The organism is Nocardioides phosphati, from assembly GCF_014646375.1.
In the GTDB taxonomy this organism is placed as follows: Bacteria; Actinomycetota; Actinomycetes; order Propionibacteriales; family Nocardioidaceae; genus Nocardioides; species Nocardioides phosphati.
The window spans coordinates 228,358-242,926 of sequence record NZ_BMNI01000001.1; the positions used below are offsets into that span (position 1 = coordinate 228,358).

The 14,569-nt window shown below is 71.0% G+C and carries 15 protein-coding genes; 6 read left to right on the forward strand and 9 right to left on the reverse strand.

Annotation, left to right across the window (positions count from 1 at the left end):
* Positions 1–5 precede the first annotated feature (5 nt).
* From IEX47_RS01135 to IEX47_RS01145, 3 genes are all read right to left on the reverse strand, one after another.
* Complete coding sequence (locus tag IEX47_RS01135) at positions 6–962, reverse strand: hypothetical protein (protein ID WP_188782064.1); 957 nt, start codon at positions 960–962, stop codon at positions 6–8.
* 51 nt (positions 963–1,013) lie between these two features.
* Entirely contained in the window at positions 1,014–1,808 is a 795-nt protein-coding gene (locus IEX47_RS01140) for a purine-nucleoside phosphorylase (RefSeq protein ID WP_188782066.1), read from the reverse strand.
* A gap of 78 nt (positions 1,809–1,886) precedes the next feature.
* Entirely contained in the window at positions 1,887–2,339 is a 453-nt protein-coding gene (locus IEX47_RS01145) for a gamma-glutamylcyclotransferase (RefSeq protein WP_188782068.1), read from the reverse strand.
* Between the two features lie 58 nt (positions 2,340–2,397).
* On the opposite strand from IEX47_RS01145, the gene lpdA reads away from it, so the two are divergent.
* Positions 2,398–3,798: a dihydrolipoyl dehydrogenase gene (lpdA, locus tag IEX47_RS01150; protein ID WP_188782070.1), complete on the forward strand. Its 1,401-nt coding sequence runs from the start codon at positions 2,398–2,400 to the stop codon at positions 3,796–3,798.
* A gap of 51 nt (positions 3,799–3,849) precedes the next feature.
* Here the strand turns inward: lpdA and IEX47_RS01155 are convergent, their stop codons facing one another.
* The 4 genes from IEX47_RS01155 to IEX47_RS01170 form a co-directional block, all read right to left on the reverse strand.
* Positions 3,850–4,422, reverse strand: coding sequence for a TetR/AcrR family transcriptional regulator (locus tag IEX47_RS01155; protein WP_188782072.1), 573 nt, complete (start codon positions 4,420–4,422; stop codon positions 3,850–3,852).
* A gap of 5 nt (positions 4,423–4,427) precedes the next feature.
* Complete coding sequence (locus tag IEX47_RS01160; protein WP_188782074.1) at positions 4,428–5,693, reverse strand: NADH:flavin oxidoreductase/NADH oxidase family protein; 1,266 nt, start codon at positions 5,691–5,693, stop codon at positions 4,428–4,430.
* Between the two features lie 134 nt (positions 5,694–5,827).
* Entirely contained in the window at positions 5,828–6,163 is a 336-nt protein-coding gene (locus IEX47_RS01165; protein ID WP_188782076.1) for a hypothetical protein, read from the reverse strand.
* 2 nt (positions 6,164–6,165) lie between these two features.
* A complete protein-coding gene (locus tag IEX47_RS01170; RefSeq protein WP_188782077.1) occupies positions 6,166–6,996 on the reverse strand; it encodes a sulfurtransferase in 831 nt (276 codons plus the stop codon).
* A 62-nt stretch (positions 6,997–7,058) separates the two neighbouring features.
* Between IEX47_RS01170 and IEX47_RS01175 the strand changes: the two genes are divergently transcribed.
* Positions 7,059–7,517, forward strand: a complete 459-nt coding sequence (locus IEX47_RS01175) for a MarR family winged helix-turn-helix transcriptional regulator (RefSeq protein ID WP_188782079.1) — start codon at positions 7,059–7,061, stop codon at positions 7,515–7,517.
* A gap of 18 nt (positions 7,518–7,535) precedes the next feature.
* Here IEX47_RS01175 and IEX47_RS01180 read toward each other — a convergent pair whose 3' ends face one another.
* Together IEX47_RS01180 and IEX47_RS01185 are read right to left on the reverse strand one after the other, a co-directional pair.
* Positions 7,536–8,468 carry an aldo/keto reductase gene (locus tag IEX47_RS01180; RefSeq protein ID WP_229662524.1) on the reverse strand — a complete coding sequence of 311 codons (933 nt, stop codon included), beginning with the start codon at positions 8,466–8,468 and terminating at the stop codon, positions 7,536–7,538.
* Positions 8,465–9,490 (reverse strand): LacI family DNA-binding transcriptional regulator, encoded by a 1,026-nt coding sequence (locus IEX47_RS01185; protein ID WP_188782081.1) that lies wholly within the window; start codon positions 9,488–9,490, stop codon positions 8,465–8,467. The genes IEX47_RS01180 and IEX47_RS01185 overlap by 4 nt, the downstream gene beginning before the upstream one ends.
* A gap of 155 nt (positions 9,491–9,645) precedes the next feature.
* On the opposite strand from IEX47_RS01185, the gene IEX47_RS01190 reads away from it, so the two are divergent.
* The 4 genes from IEX47_RS01190 to IEX47_RS01205 are packed head-to-tail and all read left to right on the forward strand — an operon-like array spanning position 9,646 to position 14,562.
* Complete coding sequence (locus IEX47_RS01190; RefSeq protein ID WP_229662525.1) at positions 9,646–11,361, forward strand: glycoside hydrolase family 13 protein; 1,716 nt, start codon at positions 9,646–9,648, stop codon at positions 11,359–11,361.
* A 45-nt stretch (positions 11,362–11,406) separates the two neighbouring features.
* Positions 11,407–12,693 carry an ABC transporter substrate-binding protein gene (locus IEX47_RS01195; protein WP_188782083.1) on the forward strand — a complete coding sequence of 429 codons (1,287 nt, stop codon included), beginning with the start codon at positions 11,407–11,409 and terminating at the stop codon, positions 12,691–12,693.
* Positions 12,694–12,718: 25 nt separating this feature from the next.
* The gene (locus IEX47_RS01200) at positions 12,719–13,726 is read left to right on the forward strand and encodes a carbohydrate ABC transporter permease (protein WP_188782084.1); all 1,008 of its coding nucleotides are present in this window, start codon (positions 12,719–12,721) and stop codon (positions 13,724–13,726) included.
* Complete coding sequence (locus IEX47_RS01205) at positions 13,723–14,562, forward strand: carbohydrate ABC transporter permease (protein ID WP_188782086.1); 840 nt, start codon at positions 13,723–13,725, stop codon at positions 14,560–14,562. The genes IEX47_RS01200 and IEX47_RS01205 overlap by 4 nt, the downstream gene beginning before the upstream one ends.
* Positions 14,563–14,569: the final 7 nt, after the last annotated feature.

A 14,569-nucleotide genomic window follows, 5' to 3' on the forward strand; every position in this document is an offset into this window, starting at 1 on the left:
TCGGCTCAGCAGCGCCGCGCGACGCGGAACGCGAGGTCGACGGTGTCGGCGCCGCCCAGGTGGCCGTCCTTGAAGGTGACGTCGAGGCCGTCGGCCTGCCAGGGCGCGGCGAGGTCGACGTCGCCGACCCAGGCGTAGGTGTGGCCCTTCTCGACGGCCGCGCCGGTGACCGCGGCCCGGTCGGACCAGTGCGCGCGGCCGATCGGCTCGTGGCGACTGGTGAGGGCGACGAACGGGCGGCCGGGGTCGACCGGGACGATCCACGAACGGCGTACGGAGGCGTCCCCACCGAGCGTCGCGGCGGTGATCTCGACGTCCTGCGTCGGCACGAAGCTGCGCCACAGCAGGCCGCCCTCGGCGTCGGGCCGGGTGCACAGGCCCTCGCCGCCGCCGCGCAGGATCGGCGTGCCTTCCGGGCCGGCGGCGCAGCCCGGGCCGATGGTCGTGCGGACGGTCAGGTCGGAGGTGCCGCTCGTGCCGTCGGCGGCCTTCCAGCGCAGCGTCAGCGCGTCGTACGCCGAGCCGGCGGGGAGGTCGAGCTGGGCGATGACGACGACGTCGTCGCGTCCCGCGGGTACCGCGGTGCCGGCCAGTGCGCGTCGCTGCGCCCAGTGCATCTGGCGCGCGGGCACGACGTCGGGGGTCGTGGCGGCGATCAGGCCGGTGTGGGGGACCTTCTCGCCGGAGACGTCACTCGACCAGGCCCGGAGCAGCCGCGCGCCGCCGCTGGCTCCGGCGAGGTCGACGCCGGTCAGGGTGACCGGGGAGTCGGTGGAGACCGTCTCGTAGGCGAGGTAGCGGCCACCTCGCCCGACGCACTGCTTGCCGGTGGCGTCACCGAAGGTGACCTCGGCCGCGTGGGCGGTCGGCGCCGCGCTGGGCTCCGTCGACCTGGAGCAGCCGGTCAGGAGCGTCGTCGCGGCGAGCGTGGCGACTGCCACGCCGTGGACGGTGCGGTTCATGTCTTCCCCCGAGAGGCGATGGACGTGTCCTGCGGACCGTAGTGCACCCGCTCAGAGGCGCGGCACGATCCGGGCCAGCAGCTCACCCATGCGCGTGGCGGCCGTGCGACCGGCCTCGAGCACCTCGTCGTGGTTGAGCGGCTCGCCGGACATGCCCGCGGCCTGGTTGGTGACGAGCGAGAGGCCGAGGACCTCGAGGCCTGCGTGACGCGCGGCGACGGCCTCGATGGTGGTGCTCATGCCGACGAGGTCGCCACCGATCGCGGCGACCATGCGGATCTCGGCGGGTGTTTCGTACTGGGGGCCGGCGAACTGCACGTAGACACCCTCGTCGAGCGTCGGGTCGAGCTCGCGGCAGAGTGCGCGCAGGCGTGGGGAGTAGAGGTCGGTGACGTCGACGAACGTCGCGCCCGTGAGCGCCGACTGCCCGGTCAGGTTGATGTGGTCGCTGATCAGCACCGGCGTGCCTGGCGTCCACTCGGGGCGGAGACCGCCGCAGCCGTTGGTGAGGACGACGGTCGTGCAGCCGGCGGCGGCCGCGGTCCGCACGGGGTGGGCGACCGCGTCGGCGCCATGGCCCTCGTAGAGGTGCGTGCGACCGCGGAAGAGGAGCATGTTGCGCCCACCGACCTCGACGCTCGCCACCGAGCCCGCGTGACCCGCGACCGCCGCGGCGTGGAAGCCGGGGATCTCGGTCGTCGGGATCTCGAGGCGGGGCGTGCCGAGCGCCTCCGCGGCGGGGCCCCAGCCCGAGCCGAGGACGAGCGCCACGTCGTGCTTGTCGACCCCCGTCAGGGCCGCGATCTCGTCGGCAGCGGCCTGGGCCAGCGTCAGCGCGTCATCCACGTTCCGAGCCTAGTGAGCGCGGGGCCCGTCGGCGGCCGCGGTGACCACACCGTGACCCAGTCGTTAGAGGCCGGGTCGTCAGAGGCCGGTGGAGCGGCAGGCCCGGCGGCGCAGCGCACCGACGTAGTCGTCGGGGGCGCCGGCTGCCTCCGCCGCATTCGCGAGTACGCCGAGGTAGTGGGCCGAGGGCAGCCCGCCCTCGTGGGCGTCGAGCACGTAGACCCACACCACCTCGTCGCCGTTCAGGGTGTTGACCCGCACCTTCAGCTTGCGGTGCAGGCCGGTGCCGGCCGACTCCCAGTCGTCGAGGCAGCGCTCGTCCTCGGGGGTCACGTCGTAGAGCGCGACGAAGACCTGCTCGAAGGGGTCCTGGACGATCGTGGCGAGCGCGCCGTCCCAGCCGTGCTCCTCGCCGCCGAAGGTGAGGCGCCAGCCCTGGAGCCACCCCGTCGTGCGCAGGGGAGAGTGGGGACACCGCTCGGCCATGCGGAGCGGATCGAGGTTCGTCCCGTAGGCGGCGTACAGGGTCACGGGGTGAGACTAGTCGCCTACTTGCCGGTATCCGGGGACCCCTCACTAGGCTGGGCCCGTGACCCACTTCGATGTCCTCGTCCTCGGCGCCGGCCCCGGTGGCTACGTCGCCGCCATCCGCGCCGCCCAGCTCGGCAAGACCGTTGCCGTGGTGGAAGAGAAGTACTGGGGCGGTGTGTGCCTCAACGTCGGCTGCATCCCGTCCAAGGCCCTGCTGAAGAACGCCGAGCTCGCGCACACCCTGACGCACGAGAAGGCGAAGTACGGCATCGAGGGCGACGCCACGATGTCCTACGGCCCGACGCACGCCCGCTCGCGCGCGGTGTCCGCCGGCATCGTCAAGGGCGTCCACTTCCTCATGAAGAAGAACAAGATCACCGAGATCGACGGCTGGGGCACCCTCACCGGTCCGAAGGCGATCTCGGTGAAGGGCGCTGACGGCGCCACCACCAACTACACGTGCGACAACCTGATCATCGCCACCGGTGCGACGGTCCGCTCCGTGCCCGGTGTCGAGCCCAACGGGCAGAACATCGTCACCTACGAGGAGCAGATCCTCGACGCGGACCTCCCGAAGTCGATGATCATCGGTGGCTCCGGCGCGATCGGCGTCGAGTTCGCCTACGTGATGAAGAACTTCGGTGTCGACGTCACGATTGTCGAGTACCTCGACCGCATCGTGCCGACCGAGGACGCCGACGTCTCCAAGGAGCTCCTCAAGCACTACAAGAAGCTCGGCATCAACATCCTGACCAGCACGGCGGTCAAGAAGGCCGTCGACACCGGTGACGGCGTCGAGGTCACCATCGCCCCCGCCGCAGGCGGCGAGGAGCAGGTGCTCAAGGCCGACAAGATGCTGGCCGCCTTCGGCTTCGCCCCGCGCCTGGCCGGCTACGGCCTCGAGGCGACCGGTGTCGCGACCACCGAGCGCGGCGCGATCGCGATCGACGACTTCGGCCGCACCAACGTCGACGGCGTCTACGCCATCGGCGACGTCACCGGCAAGATGATGCTCGCGCACGTCGCCGAGGCCATGGGCGTCGTCGCCGCCGAGACCATCGCCGGCGCCGAGACCATGGCGATCAACTTCGACATGATCCCGCGCGCGACGTACTGCCAGCCGCAGATCGGCTCCTTCGGCTACTCCGAGGCGCAGGCCAAGGAGAAGGGCTACAACGTCAAGACCTCGACGTTCCCCTTCGCCGCCAACGGCAAGGCCCAGGGCCTCGGCGAGGGTGTCGGCTTCGTCAAGGTGATCGCCGACGCCGAGCACAACGAGATCCTCGGCGCCGCGATGATCGGCCCCGACGTGACCGAGCTGCTCCCGGTCCTCACGCTGGCGCAGCAGTGGGACCTCACCGCCGACGAGGTGGGCCGCAACGTCTTCGCCCACCCGACGCTGGCGGAGGCCGTCAAGGAGGCCATCCACGGCATCGCGGGGCACATGATCAACTTCTGATCCAGCCGTACGCCGACGGCCGGCCACCCTTCGCGGGTGGCCGGCCGTTCGTCATTGCGCGGCGTCCACGAGGGCGACGAGCTGGTCGGCGACCAGCTCCATGGGGGTGCTCGACTTCTGCGCGAGGCCGAGGATCACGGCGCCCTCGACCGCGGCGATCGCGAGGGTGCCGAGCGCCCGGGCGCGGTCGGCGGGGATCCCCTCGTTCACGAGCATCCGGGCGAAGGCGTCGATCCATCCGGCGAAGGCCTCGCCGGCGAGCCGCGACGGAACCGGGTCGCTCGCGCCCCCCAGTGCGGCCGCGGCGATCGGGCAGCCGGCGGCGTAGTCGCTGGCCTCGGCCTCGGCCCGCCAGAACTCCACCATCAGCGGGATCGCCTGGGCGGCAGGGAGGGTGGCGAGGTACTCGATGCCGGCGGTGTACTCGTCGATCGCGCTCCGCACGGCGTCCTCGACCATCTCCGCCCGGCCTCCCGGGAAGTAGTGGTAGAGCGAGCCCCGGGAGCCGCCGGACGCCTTGACGACCTCGAGCATCGTCGTCCCCTGGATGCCGTTGCGCCGGATCAGGTCGCGGGTCGTGCGGACGATCCGGTCGCGGTTCTCGGGGTTCGCCGTGCGTGCCATCGGGCTCAGAGCCCCCGTCGTCCGACCCGCACGCTGTCGATCCCGTTGCGCACGAGGTACTGCGCGACGTTGATCGCGGGGTGGCGGCGAGGCGCGGGCTCGCGACCGTCCGCCATGCGCCACATCTGCACGGTGTACGCCGTGAGCTCGGTCAGGTTGTCGATCAGCTTGATGCCGCTGCGCTTGGGCGTCACGGTGCTCTTCGTGACGCTGCCGTCGAGCAGCCGGCCCGGTACGTCGGGCTCGACCGCGAGCGGGCGGCCGAGGCCGACCAGGTCGACGGCACCCGAGGCGACGGCGTCCTCCATCGACTCGACGGAGCGGAAGCCGCCGGTGAGCATGAGCGGCAGGTCGGGGAGCTCGGCCCGGACCCGCTCGGCGTAGTCGAGGAAGTAGGCCTCGCGTCGGCGCGTGCTCTCCTTCAGCGACGGATCGACGCCGAGCATCGCGGCGGAGGAGTACGTGCCGCCGGAGATCTCCAGCAGGTCGATGCCTTCCGCGGCCAGCGCCCGGACGACCTCGAGCGACTCGTCCTCGCTGAAGCCGCCGCGCTGGAAGTCAGCCGAGTTCAGCTTGATCGCGAGGACGGCGTCGGAGCCGATCTCGGCGCGGATGGCGCGCGCGATCTCGAGGACGAAGCGGCGGCGCTTCTCCGGCGTACCGCCCCACTCGTCGGTGCGGAGGTTCGCCAGCGGCGAGAGGAACTGGCTGACGAGGTAGCCGTGGGCGCCGTGGATCTGGACGCCGTCGAACCCGGCCCGGACCAGGACCCCTGCCGTCAGGGCGAAGCGCCGGATGATGTCGAGGATCTCCTCGTGCGTCAGCTCGCGCGGCTCGGCGAACATGCGCGCCATGCCGGGCAGGGCCACGGCGGACGGGGCCACCGGCTGCGGCGTGAGCGTCCGCGGTGCCTGACGACCGGGGTGGTTGATCTGCGCGAGTGCGGTCGCGCCGTCGGCCTTGATGATCTGGGCCCACTCGACGAGGTCGTCGAAGGCCCGGTCGTCCTCGACGACGACGTTGCCCGGCTCGCCGATCGCGCGGCGGTCGACCATCACGTTGCCGGTGATCACGAGGCCGAGGTCGTTGCCGGACCAGCGGCGGTAGAGGGTCTTGATCCGGGTGCCGGGAGTGTGGTCGCGGCGGGCGAGGCTCTCGCTCAGGGCGCCCTTGGCCAGGCGGTTCTTGATCACGATGCCGTCGCGCAGGGTGAACGGCTGGTTGAGCGCCCCGGTCTCGGTCGGTGCGGCGGGGCTGCTGGTCTGGGTCATGGGAGCTCTCCATCAGGGGTCGGTCCCATAAATATGCAGGCATGCATAGATATCGCGCAAGGCGTCGACGGGCGACGTGCGTCACGATCCCCGTGGTGGCCGGCCACCCGTTGCGGGTGGCCGGCCGTCGGCGTTCAGGCGAGGACGACGGCGACGCCGGCGGCGCCGAGCAGCAGGCCGACCAGCAGCCAGGGACTGACGACGGACAGTCCGTGGATCGCCCGGGCGCCCGCGACACCGGCCAGCCACAGGATCGCGGCGATCGCCGCCAGCACCAGGCGACCGCCCGTCGCGCCGACCGGCAGGGCGAGCGCGGCCAGCAGCAGCCCGGCGGCGAAGTGCGCGATGGTGACGACGACGAGCGACGACATCACCCAGCGCTGGACCCGCGTCAGGCTGGCGTCGTCGACGCTCCGGACCGGTGCGCCCGGGTCCATCAGGTGCCGCCGGCGGCGCTGCGTGGTGTCCATGATCAGACCTCGACGGGCGCGCCGATGAGGCTGCCGTACTCGACCCAGGAGCCGTCGTAGTTGCGAACGTCGTCGAAGCCGAGCAGCTCGCGCAGCACGAACCACGTGTGGGCGCTCCGCTCGCCCACGCGGCAGTAGACGGTCACCTCGTCGCCCGACAGGTCGAGTCCGGCGTCGGCGTAGAGCGCGCGCAGCTCGTCGTCGCTGCGGAACGTGCCGTCGTCGGCCGCGGCCTTCGACCACGGCACGTTGACGGCCGTGGGCACGTGGCCGGGCACCTGTGGCTGCTCCTGCGGGAAGTGTGCCGGCGCGAGGATCTCGCCGGAGAACTCGGCGGGGGAGCGCACGTCGACGATCTGCCGCGTGCCGATCGCCGCGATCACGTCGTCACGGAAGGCGCGGAGATCCGGATCGGCCGGCTGCGCGGCGTACGTCGTGGCGGGGCGCTCGACGGGGAGGGCGTCGACGGGGCGGCCCTCGAGCTCCCACTTCTTGCGGCCGCCGTCGAGGAGGCGGACGTCGCGGTGGCCGTAGAGCTTGAAGACCCAGTAGGCGTAGGCGGCGAACCAGTTGTTGTCGCCGCCGTAGAGCACGACGGTGTCGTCGACGGAGACCCCGTGGCGGCCGAGGAGGGCCTCGAAGCCCTCCTGGCCGACGACGTCGCGCCGGGGGACGGCGCGCAGGTCGTGCGCCCAGTCGAGGCTGGTCGAGCCGGGGATGTGGCTGATGCCGTGGGCGGCGACGTTCTCGTCCACCTCGATCACGATCACGCCGGGCGTGCCGAGGTTCTTCTCGAGCCAGTCGCCGTCGACGAGGACGTCCGTGCGGGCCATGGTGACTCCTAAGTAGTTGGTGTACTAACTATTTGTACCCCAACATTTGGTAGGCTCACAACATGAGCAGCAGCACACCGGGCCTCGACGGCATCGAGAACCCGCTCGCCCTCGAGCAGCAGGTCTGCTTCGCCCTCGCGATCGCCTCGCGCAGCGTCATCGGCGTCTACCGCCCGCTGCTGGAGCCCCTGGGCCTGACCCATCCGCAGTACCTCGTGATGCTCGCGCTCTGGGAGCACGAGCCGCTCCGGGTCAACGAGCTCGCGCGCCTGCTGCAGCTCGACCCGGGCACGCTGTCGCCGCTGCTCAAGCGGCTCGAGGCGAGCGGCTACGTGCGTCGCGAGAAGGACCCGCACGACGACCGCGCGCTCGCCGTCGTGCTGACCGACGCCGGCCGGGCGCTGCGGGACGACGCGCTGAAGATCCCGCCGGCGATCGTCGAGCGGCTCGGGCTGCCGCTCGACGAGCTCCTGGAGCTGCACCGGCGCCTGACCCAGGTCATCGCGGCGGCGACGGTCTGAGAGGGCTGCCCGGGTCGCTCAGGGAAGCGGGCCGCCGCGGGCCGTCGTCCAGAGCTCGTACCACTCGTCGTGGGTCAGCGTGACCGAGCCGGCGGCGGCGTCACGGCAGGCGCGGATCCGGTCGGGGCTGGTGGTGCCGATGACCGGCACGACCTGCGCCGGGTGCCGCTGCAGCCAGGCCAGCAGGATCGTCTCCGGCGTGGTGCCGTGGGCCTGTGCCAGCGAGGCGACGAGCGCGGTCACCAGCTCGTCCTGGGGCTCGCGCGGCAGGCCGGTGAAGCGGCCGCCGGCCAGGGAGCCCCAGGCCTGCAGGGCGATGCCGTGGGCCCGGCAGTGCTCGATCGTGCCGTGCGGGAAGCCGACCTCGGCGTACGACGAGGTGTTGACCAGCACGCCGCCCTCGAGCCAGGCGCGGGCGAGCAGGCTCATCTCCAGCTGGTTGACGGTGATCGGCAGCTCGGTGTGGCGCTGCAGCGCCTCGATCTGGGCGGCACTCATGTTGGAGACGCCGACGGCGAGGACGAGCCCCTCCTCGTAGAGCCCGTCGAGCGCCGCGGCCACCTCGGCCGGGTCGGCGAGCGGGTCGGGCCGGTGCAGCAGCAGAGTGTCGAGGTAGTCGGTCTGGAGTCGCTCGAGGCTCTGGTGGACCCGCTCGCGGATCGTCGCCGGGCGGAGGTCGTAGAGGCCCGGGCGATCGCCGTCGGCGAGCCGGATGCCGCACTTGGACTGCACCTTGATCCGGGGCCGCAGCCCGGGGGAGCGACGCAGCAGCTCGCCGAAGACCGCCTCGGCTGACCCGTGGCCGTAGATGTCGGCGTGGTCGAAGGTGTCGATGCCGACCTCGAGGGCGGCGGCGACGGCGGCCTCGGTCCGCCGGTGCTCCTCGGGGCCGACCGGCTGGTGGTCCCAGCGGCCGAGCTGCATGCAGCCGTAGACGATGCGACCGCTCACGTCGTTCCTCGCGCGGGCGGGGGAGCCGTCGAGGTGCGTACGACGAGCTCGTGCGACATCACGACGTCCTCGACGCGGCGGTGGTCGAGGCGGAGCAGGGCCATCTCGGCCGCCATCTCGCCCTGGGCGGCGACGTCCTGGCGCACCGTGGTGAGCCCGAGGGTGGCGGCGAGGGGGTGGTCGTCGATGCCGATCACCGAGACGTCCTCGGGCACGCGCAGGCCACGGCGGCGGATCGCCTCGAGGGCCCCGAAGGCGATCTCGTCAGAGAAGCAGAGGAGGGCGGTCGGGGGATCCGGCAGTGACATCAGCTGGTCGGCACCCTCGGCGCCACCTTCGGGCGTGAAGGGCACCGAGGCGACGTACTCCGGGCGCTGGGGGAGGTCGGCGGCCGCGAGCTCGAGCTGGTAGCCCTCGAGGCGCAGGCGGTCGGGGTCCCAGTGGACGTCGCCGTAGCTGGTCGCGCGGATCATGCCGATGCGCTCGTGGCCGAGCCCGGTCAGGTGGGCGACGGCGGTGCGGGCGATGGCGCGGTCGTCGACCTCGACGTGGGGGAAGTCGCGCACGCTGCCGCCGGCGACGACCACCTCGACGCCGAGGTGGTCCAGGCGGCTGGCCTCCTCGGGCGGGAGCGGGAGGGCGATCAGGATGACCACGTCGACCTTGCGACGCGTGGGCAGCTGCCGGAAGAACCGCTGCCGCACGTCGACGTCCTTGACCTGGTAGATCAGGACGTCGAGGTCGGCGGCGCGGAGCCGGCGTTCGATGGCTGCCAGCATCTGGCCGTAGAACCACATGTCCGCCGCGGGTACGACGACACCGACGCGCCGCGTCGGCCCGCCGGAGAGCCGCGAGGCCTCGGGGGAGATGACGTAGGCGAGCTCCTCGGCGATCTCGAGGATGCGCTCGCGGGTCGCCTCGCCGACGCCGGGCAGGCCCCGGAGTGCGCGCGAGACCGTGGCGACGGAGACGCCGGCGCGCTGCGCCACGTCGGCCATGTTGATCTCGTTGCGACTCACCACGCGGCTCAATGTAGGCCCTTTCCGCCGTCTGCGGTCTCAGTTGCGGCGCAGTTCCGAGCAGGGTGTTGACAGCCGGGTGTGACTGTCGCCACGATGTTAACGCAAACGTTTACGTGACCGCACTCACGGTCTTCCCACCCCGAAGGGCGATCCCCTTGCTGCACCCCGACACCGCTGTCGCCGACACGCTCACCACGTTCCCGGCCTCTGCGGACTCCGACACGCCTGACTCGTCCGGGCACCCCTGGTGGACCGACGCGGTCGTCTACCAGGTCTACATCCGCTCCTTCGCCGATGGCTCGGGCGACGGCATCGGCGACATCGCCGGTCTCCGCGCCCGCCTGCCCTACCTCGCCGAGCTCGGCGTCGACGCGATCTGGATCAACCCGTGGTACCCCTCGCCGCAGGCCGATGCCGGCTACGACGTCGCCGACTACCGCGACATCGAGCCCGACTACGGCACGCTCGAGGAGGCCGACCTGCTGATCGCCGAGGCCCACGCCGCCGGCATCCGGGTGATCCTCGACATCGTTCCCAACCACACCTCCGACCAGCACGCGTGGTTCCAGGCGGCGCTGGCCGGTGACGAGGCTGCCCGCGCCCGCTACATCTTCCGGCCCGGCAAGGGCGAGCACGGCGAGCTGCCGCCCAACAACTGGGGGAGCATCTTCGGCGGCCCGGCCTGGACGCGCGTGCCGGACGCCGACGGCAACCCGGGGGAGTGGTACCTCCACCTCTTCGCCCCCGCCCAGCCGGACCTCGACTGGGACAACCCCGAGGTGCGCCAGGAGTTCGAGGACGTCCTCCGCTTCTGGTTCGACCGGGGCATCGACGGCTTCCGCATCGACGTGGCCCACGGCCTGGTCAAGCAGGAGGGCCTCCCCGACGCCGGCGAGCACGACCCCGCCGTCCCGCACAACGTGCCGCACCCGGCGTGGGACAACGAGGGCGTCCACGAGATCTACCGCGGCTGGCGCGCCGTCGCCAACGCCTACGCCCCCGACCGCGTCTTCGTGGCCGAGGCCTGGGTCCGCGCCAACGAGCGGCTCGCGGCGTACCTCCGCCACGACGAGCTGCACACGGCGTTCCAGTTCGACTTCCTGCGCGCGCCCTTCCGGGCCGACTACATGAAGGAGGTCGTCGACGACGCGCTCGCCGCGACCGCCTCCACGGGTGGTGCCAGCACCTGGGTGCTCTCCAACCACGACGTGCCGCGCCACGTGACGCGCTACGCCCGCTCCCAGCCGGAGCACATGGTCGAGTCCACCTGGGACCGCCTGCGCTGGCCGTCGGAGCCGGCGGACGTCGCGCTCGGCCGCAGCCGGGCCCGCGCGGCCGCCATGTTCATCCTCGGCCTGCCCGGCACGGTGTACCTCTACCAGGGCGAGGAGCTCGGCCTTCCCGAGGTCGAGGACCTGCCCGACGAGGCCCGTCAGGACCCCACCTGGTTCCAGAACACCAATGGTGACCCGGGTCGTGACGGCTGCCGTGTCCCTCTTCCGTGGGGTGGTGACGGCGCAGCTGCCGGCTTCAGCCCGGCCGGTTCACCGGGGGAGCCCTGGCTTCCCCAGCCGGCCGACTGGTCGACGTACAACGCCGCTGACCAGGAGTCCGACCCGGACTCCGTGCTCAACCTGTACCGCCGGGCGCTCCGCCTCCGTCGGGCCCACTTCGTCGGAGCCAGCGGCTTCGCGTGGGTGCACACGTCCGAGACGACCGTTGCCTTCCGGCACGGTGCCGTCGAGGTCTGGCTCAACACCGGGTCCGACCCGGTTGTGCTGCCCGAGGGCGAGGTCCTCCTCGCCTCCACTCCCGGTTCCCGGCCGGGGCTCCTGGCCGCCGACAGCGCCGTCTGGCTCCGTCGTTCCTGACCCTGCTCCGCCTCCGCACCCGAAGTCGCACAGAAGGAAGTCATCATGCGTCATCTCCGCACCGCCACCTCGCTCGTCGCGCTCAGCCTCGTCACCGTTCCCCTCGCCGCCTGCGGCGGTGGCGGAGGTGGGGGCGGCACCTCCAACGACGCGTTCAAGCAGCACCTCACGGACCGCGGCCCGATCACCTACGTGCAGGGCAAGGTCAACGACAACGCGACCCACGCGATCATCGCCCAGTGGAACAAGCTCCACCCCGACGAGAAGGTCACGCTCAAGGAGCAGACCGACGAGGCCGACCAGCAGCACGACGACCTGGTCCGCAACTTCGACGCGAAGAACGCCGACTACGACGTCGTCTCCGTCGACCTCGTCTGGACGGCCGAGTTCGCCGCGAAGGGCTACCTCCAGCCGCTGACCGGTGACCTGGCGATCGACACCGACGGCCTCCTCGACTCGGCCGTGAAGGGCGCGCAGTACAACGGCACGCAGTACGCCGCGCCGACCACCAGCGACGGCGGCATGCTCTACTACCGCAAGGACCTGGTGAAGACGCCTCCCACGACGTGGAAGGAGCTCTTCGACGACTGCAAGATCGCCAAGCAGGCGCACATCGACTGCTACGCGGGCCAGTTCAACAAGTACGAGGGCCTCACCGTCAACGCCTCCGAGGCGATCAACGGCGCCGGCGGCTCCATCGTCGACAAGGACGGCAAGACGCCGACCGTCGACAGCCCCGAGGCGGCCGCGGGCCTGCAGGTCCTCGTCGACGGCTTCAAGAACGGCGACATCCCGAAGTCCGCGATCACCTACACCGAGGAGGAGGGCCGCTCGGCCTTCGAGTCCGGCAAGCTCCTCTTCCTCCGCAACTGGCCCTACGTCTACGGCCTGGCGGCCAGCGAGGCCAGCTCCAAGGTCAAGGGCAAGTTCGACGTCGCCCCGCTCCCGGGCCTCGACGGCGTGGGTGCCTCCACCCTCGGTGGCCACAACACCGCCATCAGCGCGTACTCCGACAACAAGGCCACGGCCATCGACTTCGTGAAGTTCCTCCAGTCGGCCGACATCCAGAAGGAGTACATGGAGAAGGGCTCGCTCGCCCCGATCCGCGCCGAGGTCTACAAGGACCCGGCCCTGGTCAAGAAGTACCCCTACCTCCCGACCCTGCTGACCTCCATCGAGAACGCCGTGGCGCGCCCGATCACGCCGTACTACCAGGCGGTCACGAAGGCGATCCAGGACAACGCGTACGCCGCGCTGAAGGGCAGCAAGACGTCGAAGGAGGCCGTCAAGGACATGGCGGCCGCCATCCAGGCCGCGTCGTCGGGTCAGTGACCCGGGCCGGATCCGGAGCTCTCCGATGAACGACAACGCACCCGGGTCCGTGGCCACGGCCCCCGCCCGGCGGCGCCTTCCGCGCCGCCGGGCCGGTGGGTCGTCCCTCGACCCGCACGAGAAGAGGCGCGCCCTCCTGCTGGTGTCGCCCGCCATGATCGCCCTGGCGATCGTGATCGGCTACCCGGTCGTCCGGGCCATCTGGATGTCCTTCCAGGCCGACCAGCACGTCGAGAACGGCTTCTTCGTCCAGGGCGGGTTCGCCGGCCTCGACAACTACAAGCACTGGCTGCTGCAGCGCTGCGGCGACGTGGCCTGCCCTCCGGGGTCGACGGGCTCGTCGTTCTGGGAGGTCGTCGGGATCACGCTCTTCTTCACGGTGGTCACCGTGTCGATCGAGCTGGTCCTCGGCTTCTGGTTCGCGATGATCATGAACGGCAAGTTCCGCGGCCGTGGCCTGGTCCGCGCGGCGGTGCTGATTCCGTGGGCGATCCCGACCGCGGTGACCGCCAAGCTCTGGTACTTCATCTTCAGCTACGACGGCATCGTCAACCACCTCTTCGGCGCCCACGTCATCTGGTTCGGCGACAAGTGGGCGGCCCGGAGCGCGATCATCGTCTCGGACGTCTGGAAGACGACGCCGTTCATGGCGCTGCTGATCCTCGCCGGCCTGCAGCTGATCTCGGACGACGTCTACGAGGCGGCCAAGGTCGACGGCGCCTCCGCCGTCCAGCGGTTCTGGTCGATCACGGTGCCGCTGGTCAAGCCGGCCGTCGTCGTCGCGCTCCTCTTCCGCACGCTCGACGTGCTGCGCATGTACGACCTGCCGCAGATCATGACCGGCGGTGGCGCGGGCGACGGCAACGACACCACGACGCTCTCGATCCTCGTGATCAACGAGACCCGCAACGGCTTCAACAGTGCCGCGGCCCTCTCGACGATCACCTTCCTGATCGTCTTCGGGGTGGCGTTCCTCTTCATCAAGTTCCTCGGGGCCAGCGCCACCGGGGCCGAGCCGAAGGCGAAGCGATGACCACCTCCTCCCGCTGGCGCAGTGCCCGCACCTACCTCGGTGTCGTCATCATCGTCCTGTGGGGCCTGCTGCCCTTCTACTGGATGATCGTCACCGCCTTCCGCGACCTCCAGTTCACCTTCGACACCACGCCCTGGCCGACCCACGTCACCCTGGACAACTTCCGGACGGTGTTCGCCACCAACCGCGGCAACCACTTCGGCCGCGCGCTCCTCAACAGCGTCTTCATCGGCGGGGTGACCACGGTGATCGGCCTCACGATCGGCGTCTTCACGGCGTACGCCATGGCGCGGCTCCGCTTCCCCGGCAAGAACGCGATCCTCGCCATCATCCTCGCGGCGTCGATGTTCCCCGGTGTCGCGCTGGTGACCCCGCTCTTCCAGCTCTTCCGCAACATCGGGTGGTACGGCAGCTACCAGGCGATGATCCTCCCGGACATCTCCTTCGTCCTGCCGCTGACCATCTACACGCTGACGGCGTTCTTCCGTGAGATGCCGTGGGAGCTCGAGGAGGCCGCGCGCATCGACGGCGCGACCAAGCGGCAGGCGTTCACCAAGATCATGCTGCCGCTCGCCGCCCCGGGCGTCGTGACGACCGCGATCCTCGCCTTCATCGCCGCGTGGAACGAGTTCCTCATCGCCAGCCAGCTGAGCAGCGACAAGACGGCGCCGGTGACGGTGGCGATCGCCAACTTCACCGGCAGCAAGCCGCACGTCGAGCCGTACACCGCGGTCATGGCGGCAGGCACGGTCGTCACCATCCCCCTCATCCTCATGGTCCTCGCCTTCCAGCGGCGCATCGTCGACGGCCTCACCGCCGGCGGCGTCAAGGGCTGACCCGAGC

Excerpts from the sequence above, each read along its gene's own strand:
- IEX47_RS01200 (WP_188782084.1), top strand. The coding sequence starts at position 12,719 with ATGAACGACAACGCACCCGGGTCCGTGGCCACGGCCCCCGCCCGGCGG.
- IEX47_RS01135 (WP_188782064.1), bottom strand. The coding sequence starts at position 962 with ATGAACCGCACCGTCCACGGCGTGGCAGTCGCCACGCTCGCCGCGACG.
- IEX47_RS01160 (WP_188782074.1), bottom strand. The coding sequence starts at position 5,693 with ATGACCCAGACCAGCAGCCCCGCCGCACCGACCGAGACCGGGGCGCTC.
- IEX47_RS01195 (WP_188782083.1), top strand. The coding sequence starts at position 11,407 with ATGCGTCATCTCCGCACCGCCACCTCGCTCGTCGCGCTCAGCCTCGTC.
- IEX47_RS01165 (WP_188782076.1), bottom strand. The coding sequence starts at position 6,163 with ATGGACACCACGCAGCGCCGCCGGCGGCACCTGATGGACCCGGGCGCA.
- IEX47_RS01205 (WP_188782086.1), top strand. The coding sequence starts at position 13,723 with ATGACCACCTCCTCCCGCTGGCGCAGTGCCCGCACCTACCTCGGTGTC.
- IEX47_RS01155 (WP_188782072.1), bottom strand. The coding sequence starts at position 4,422 with ATGGCACGCACGGCGAACCCCGAGAACCGCGACCGGATCGTCCGCACG.
- IEX47_RS01175 (WP_188782079.1), top strand. The coding sequence starts at position 7,059 with ATGAGCAGCAGCACACCGGGCCTCGACGGCATCGAGAACCCGCTCGCC.
- IEX47_RS01170 (WP_188782077.1), bottom strand. The coding sequence starts at position 6,996 with ATGGCCCGCACGGACGTCCTCGTCGACGGCGACTGGCTCGAGAAGAAC.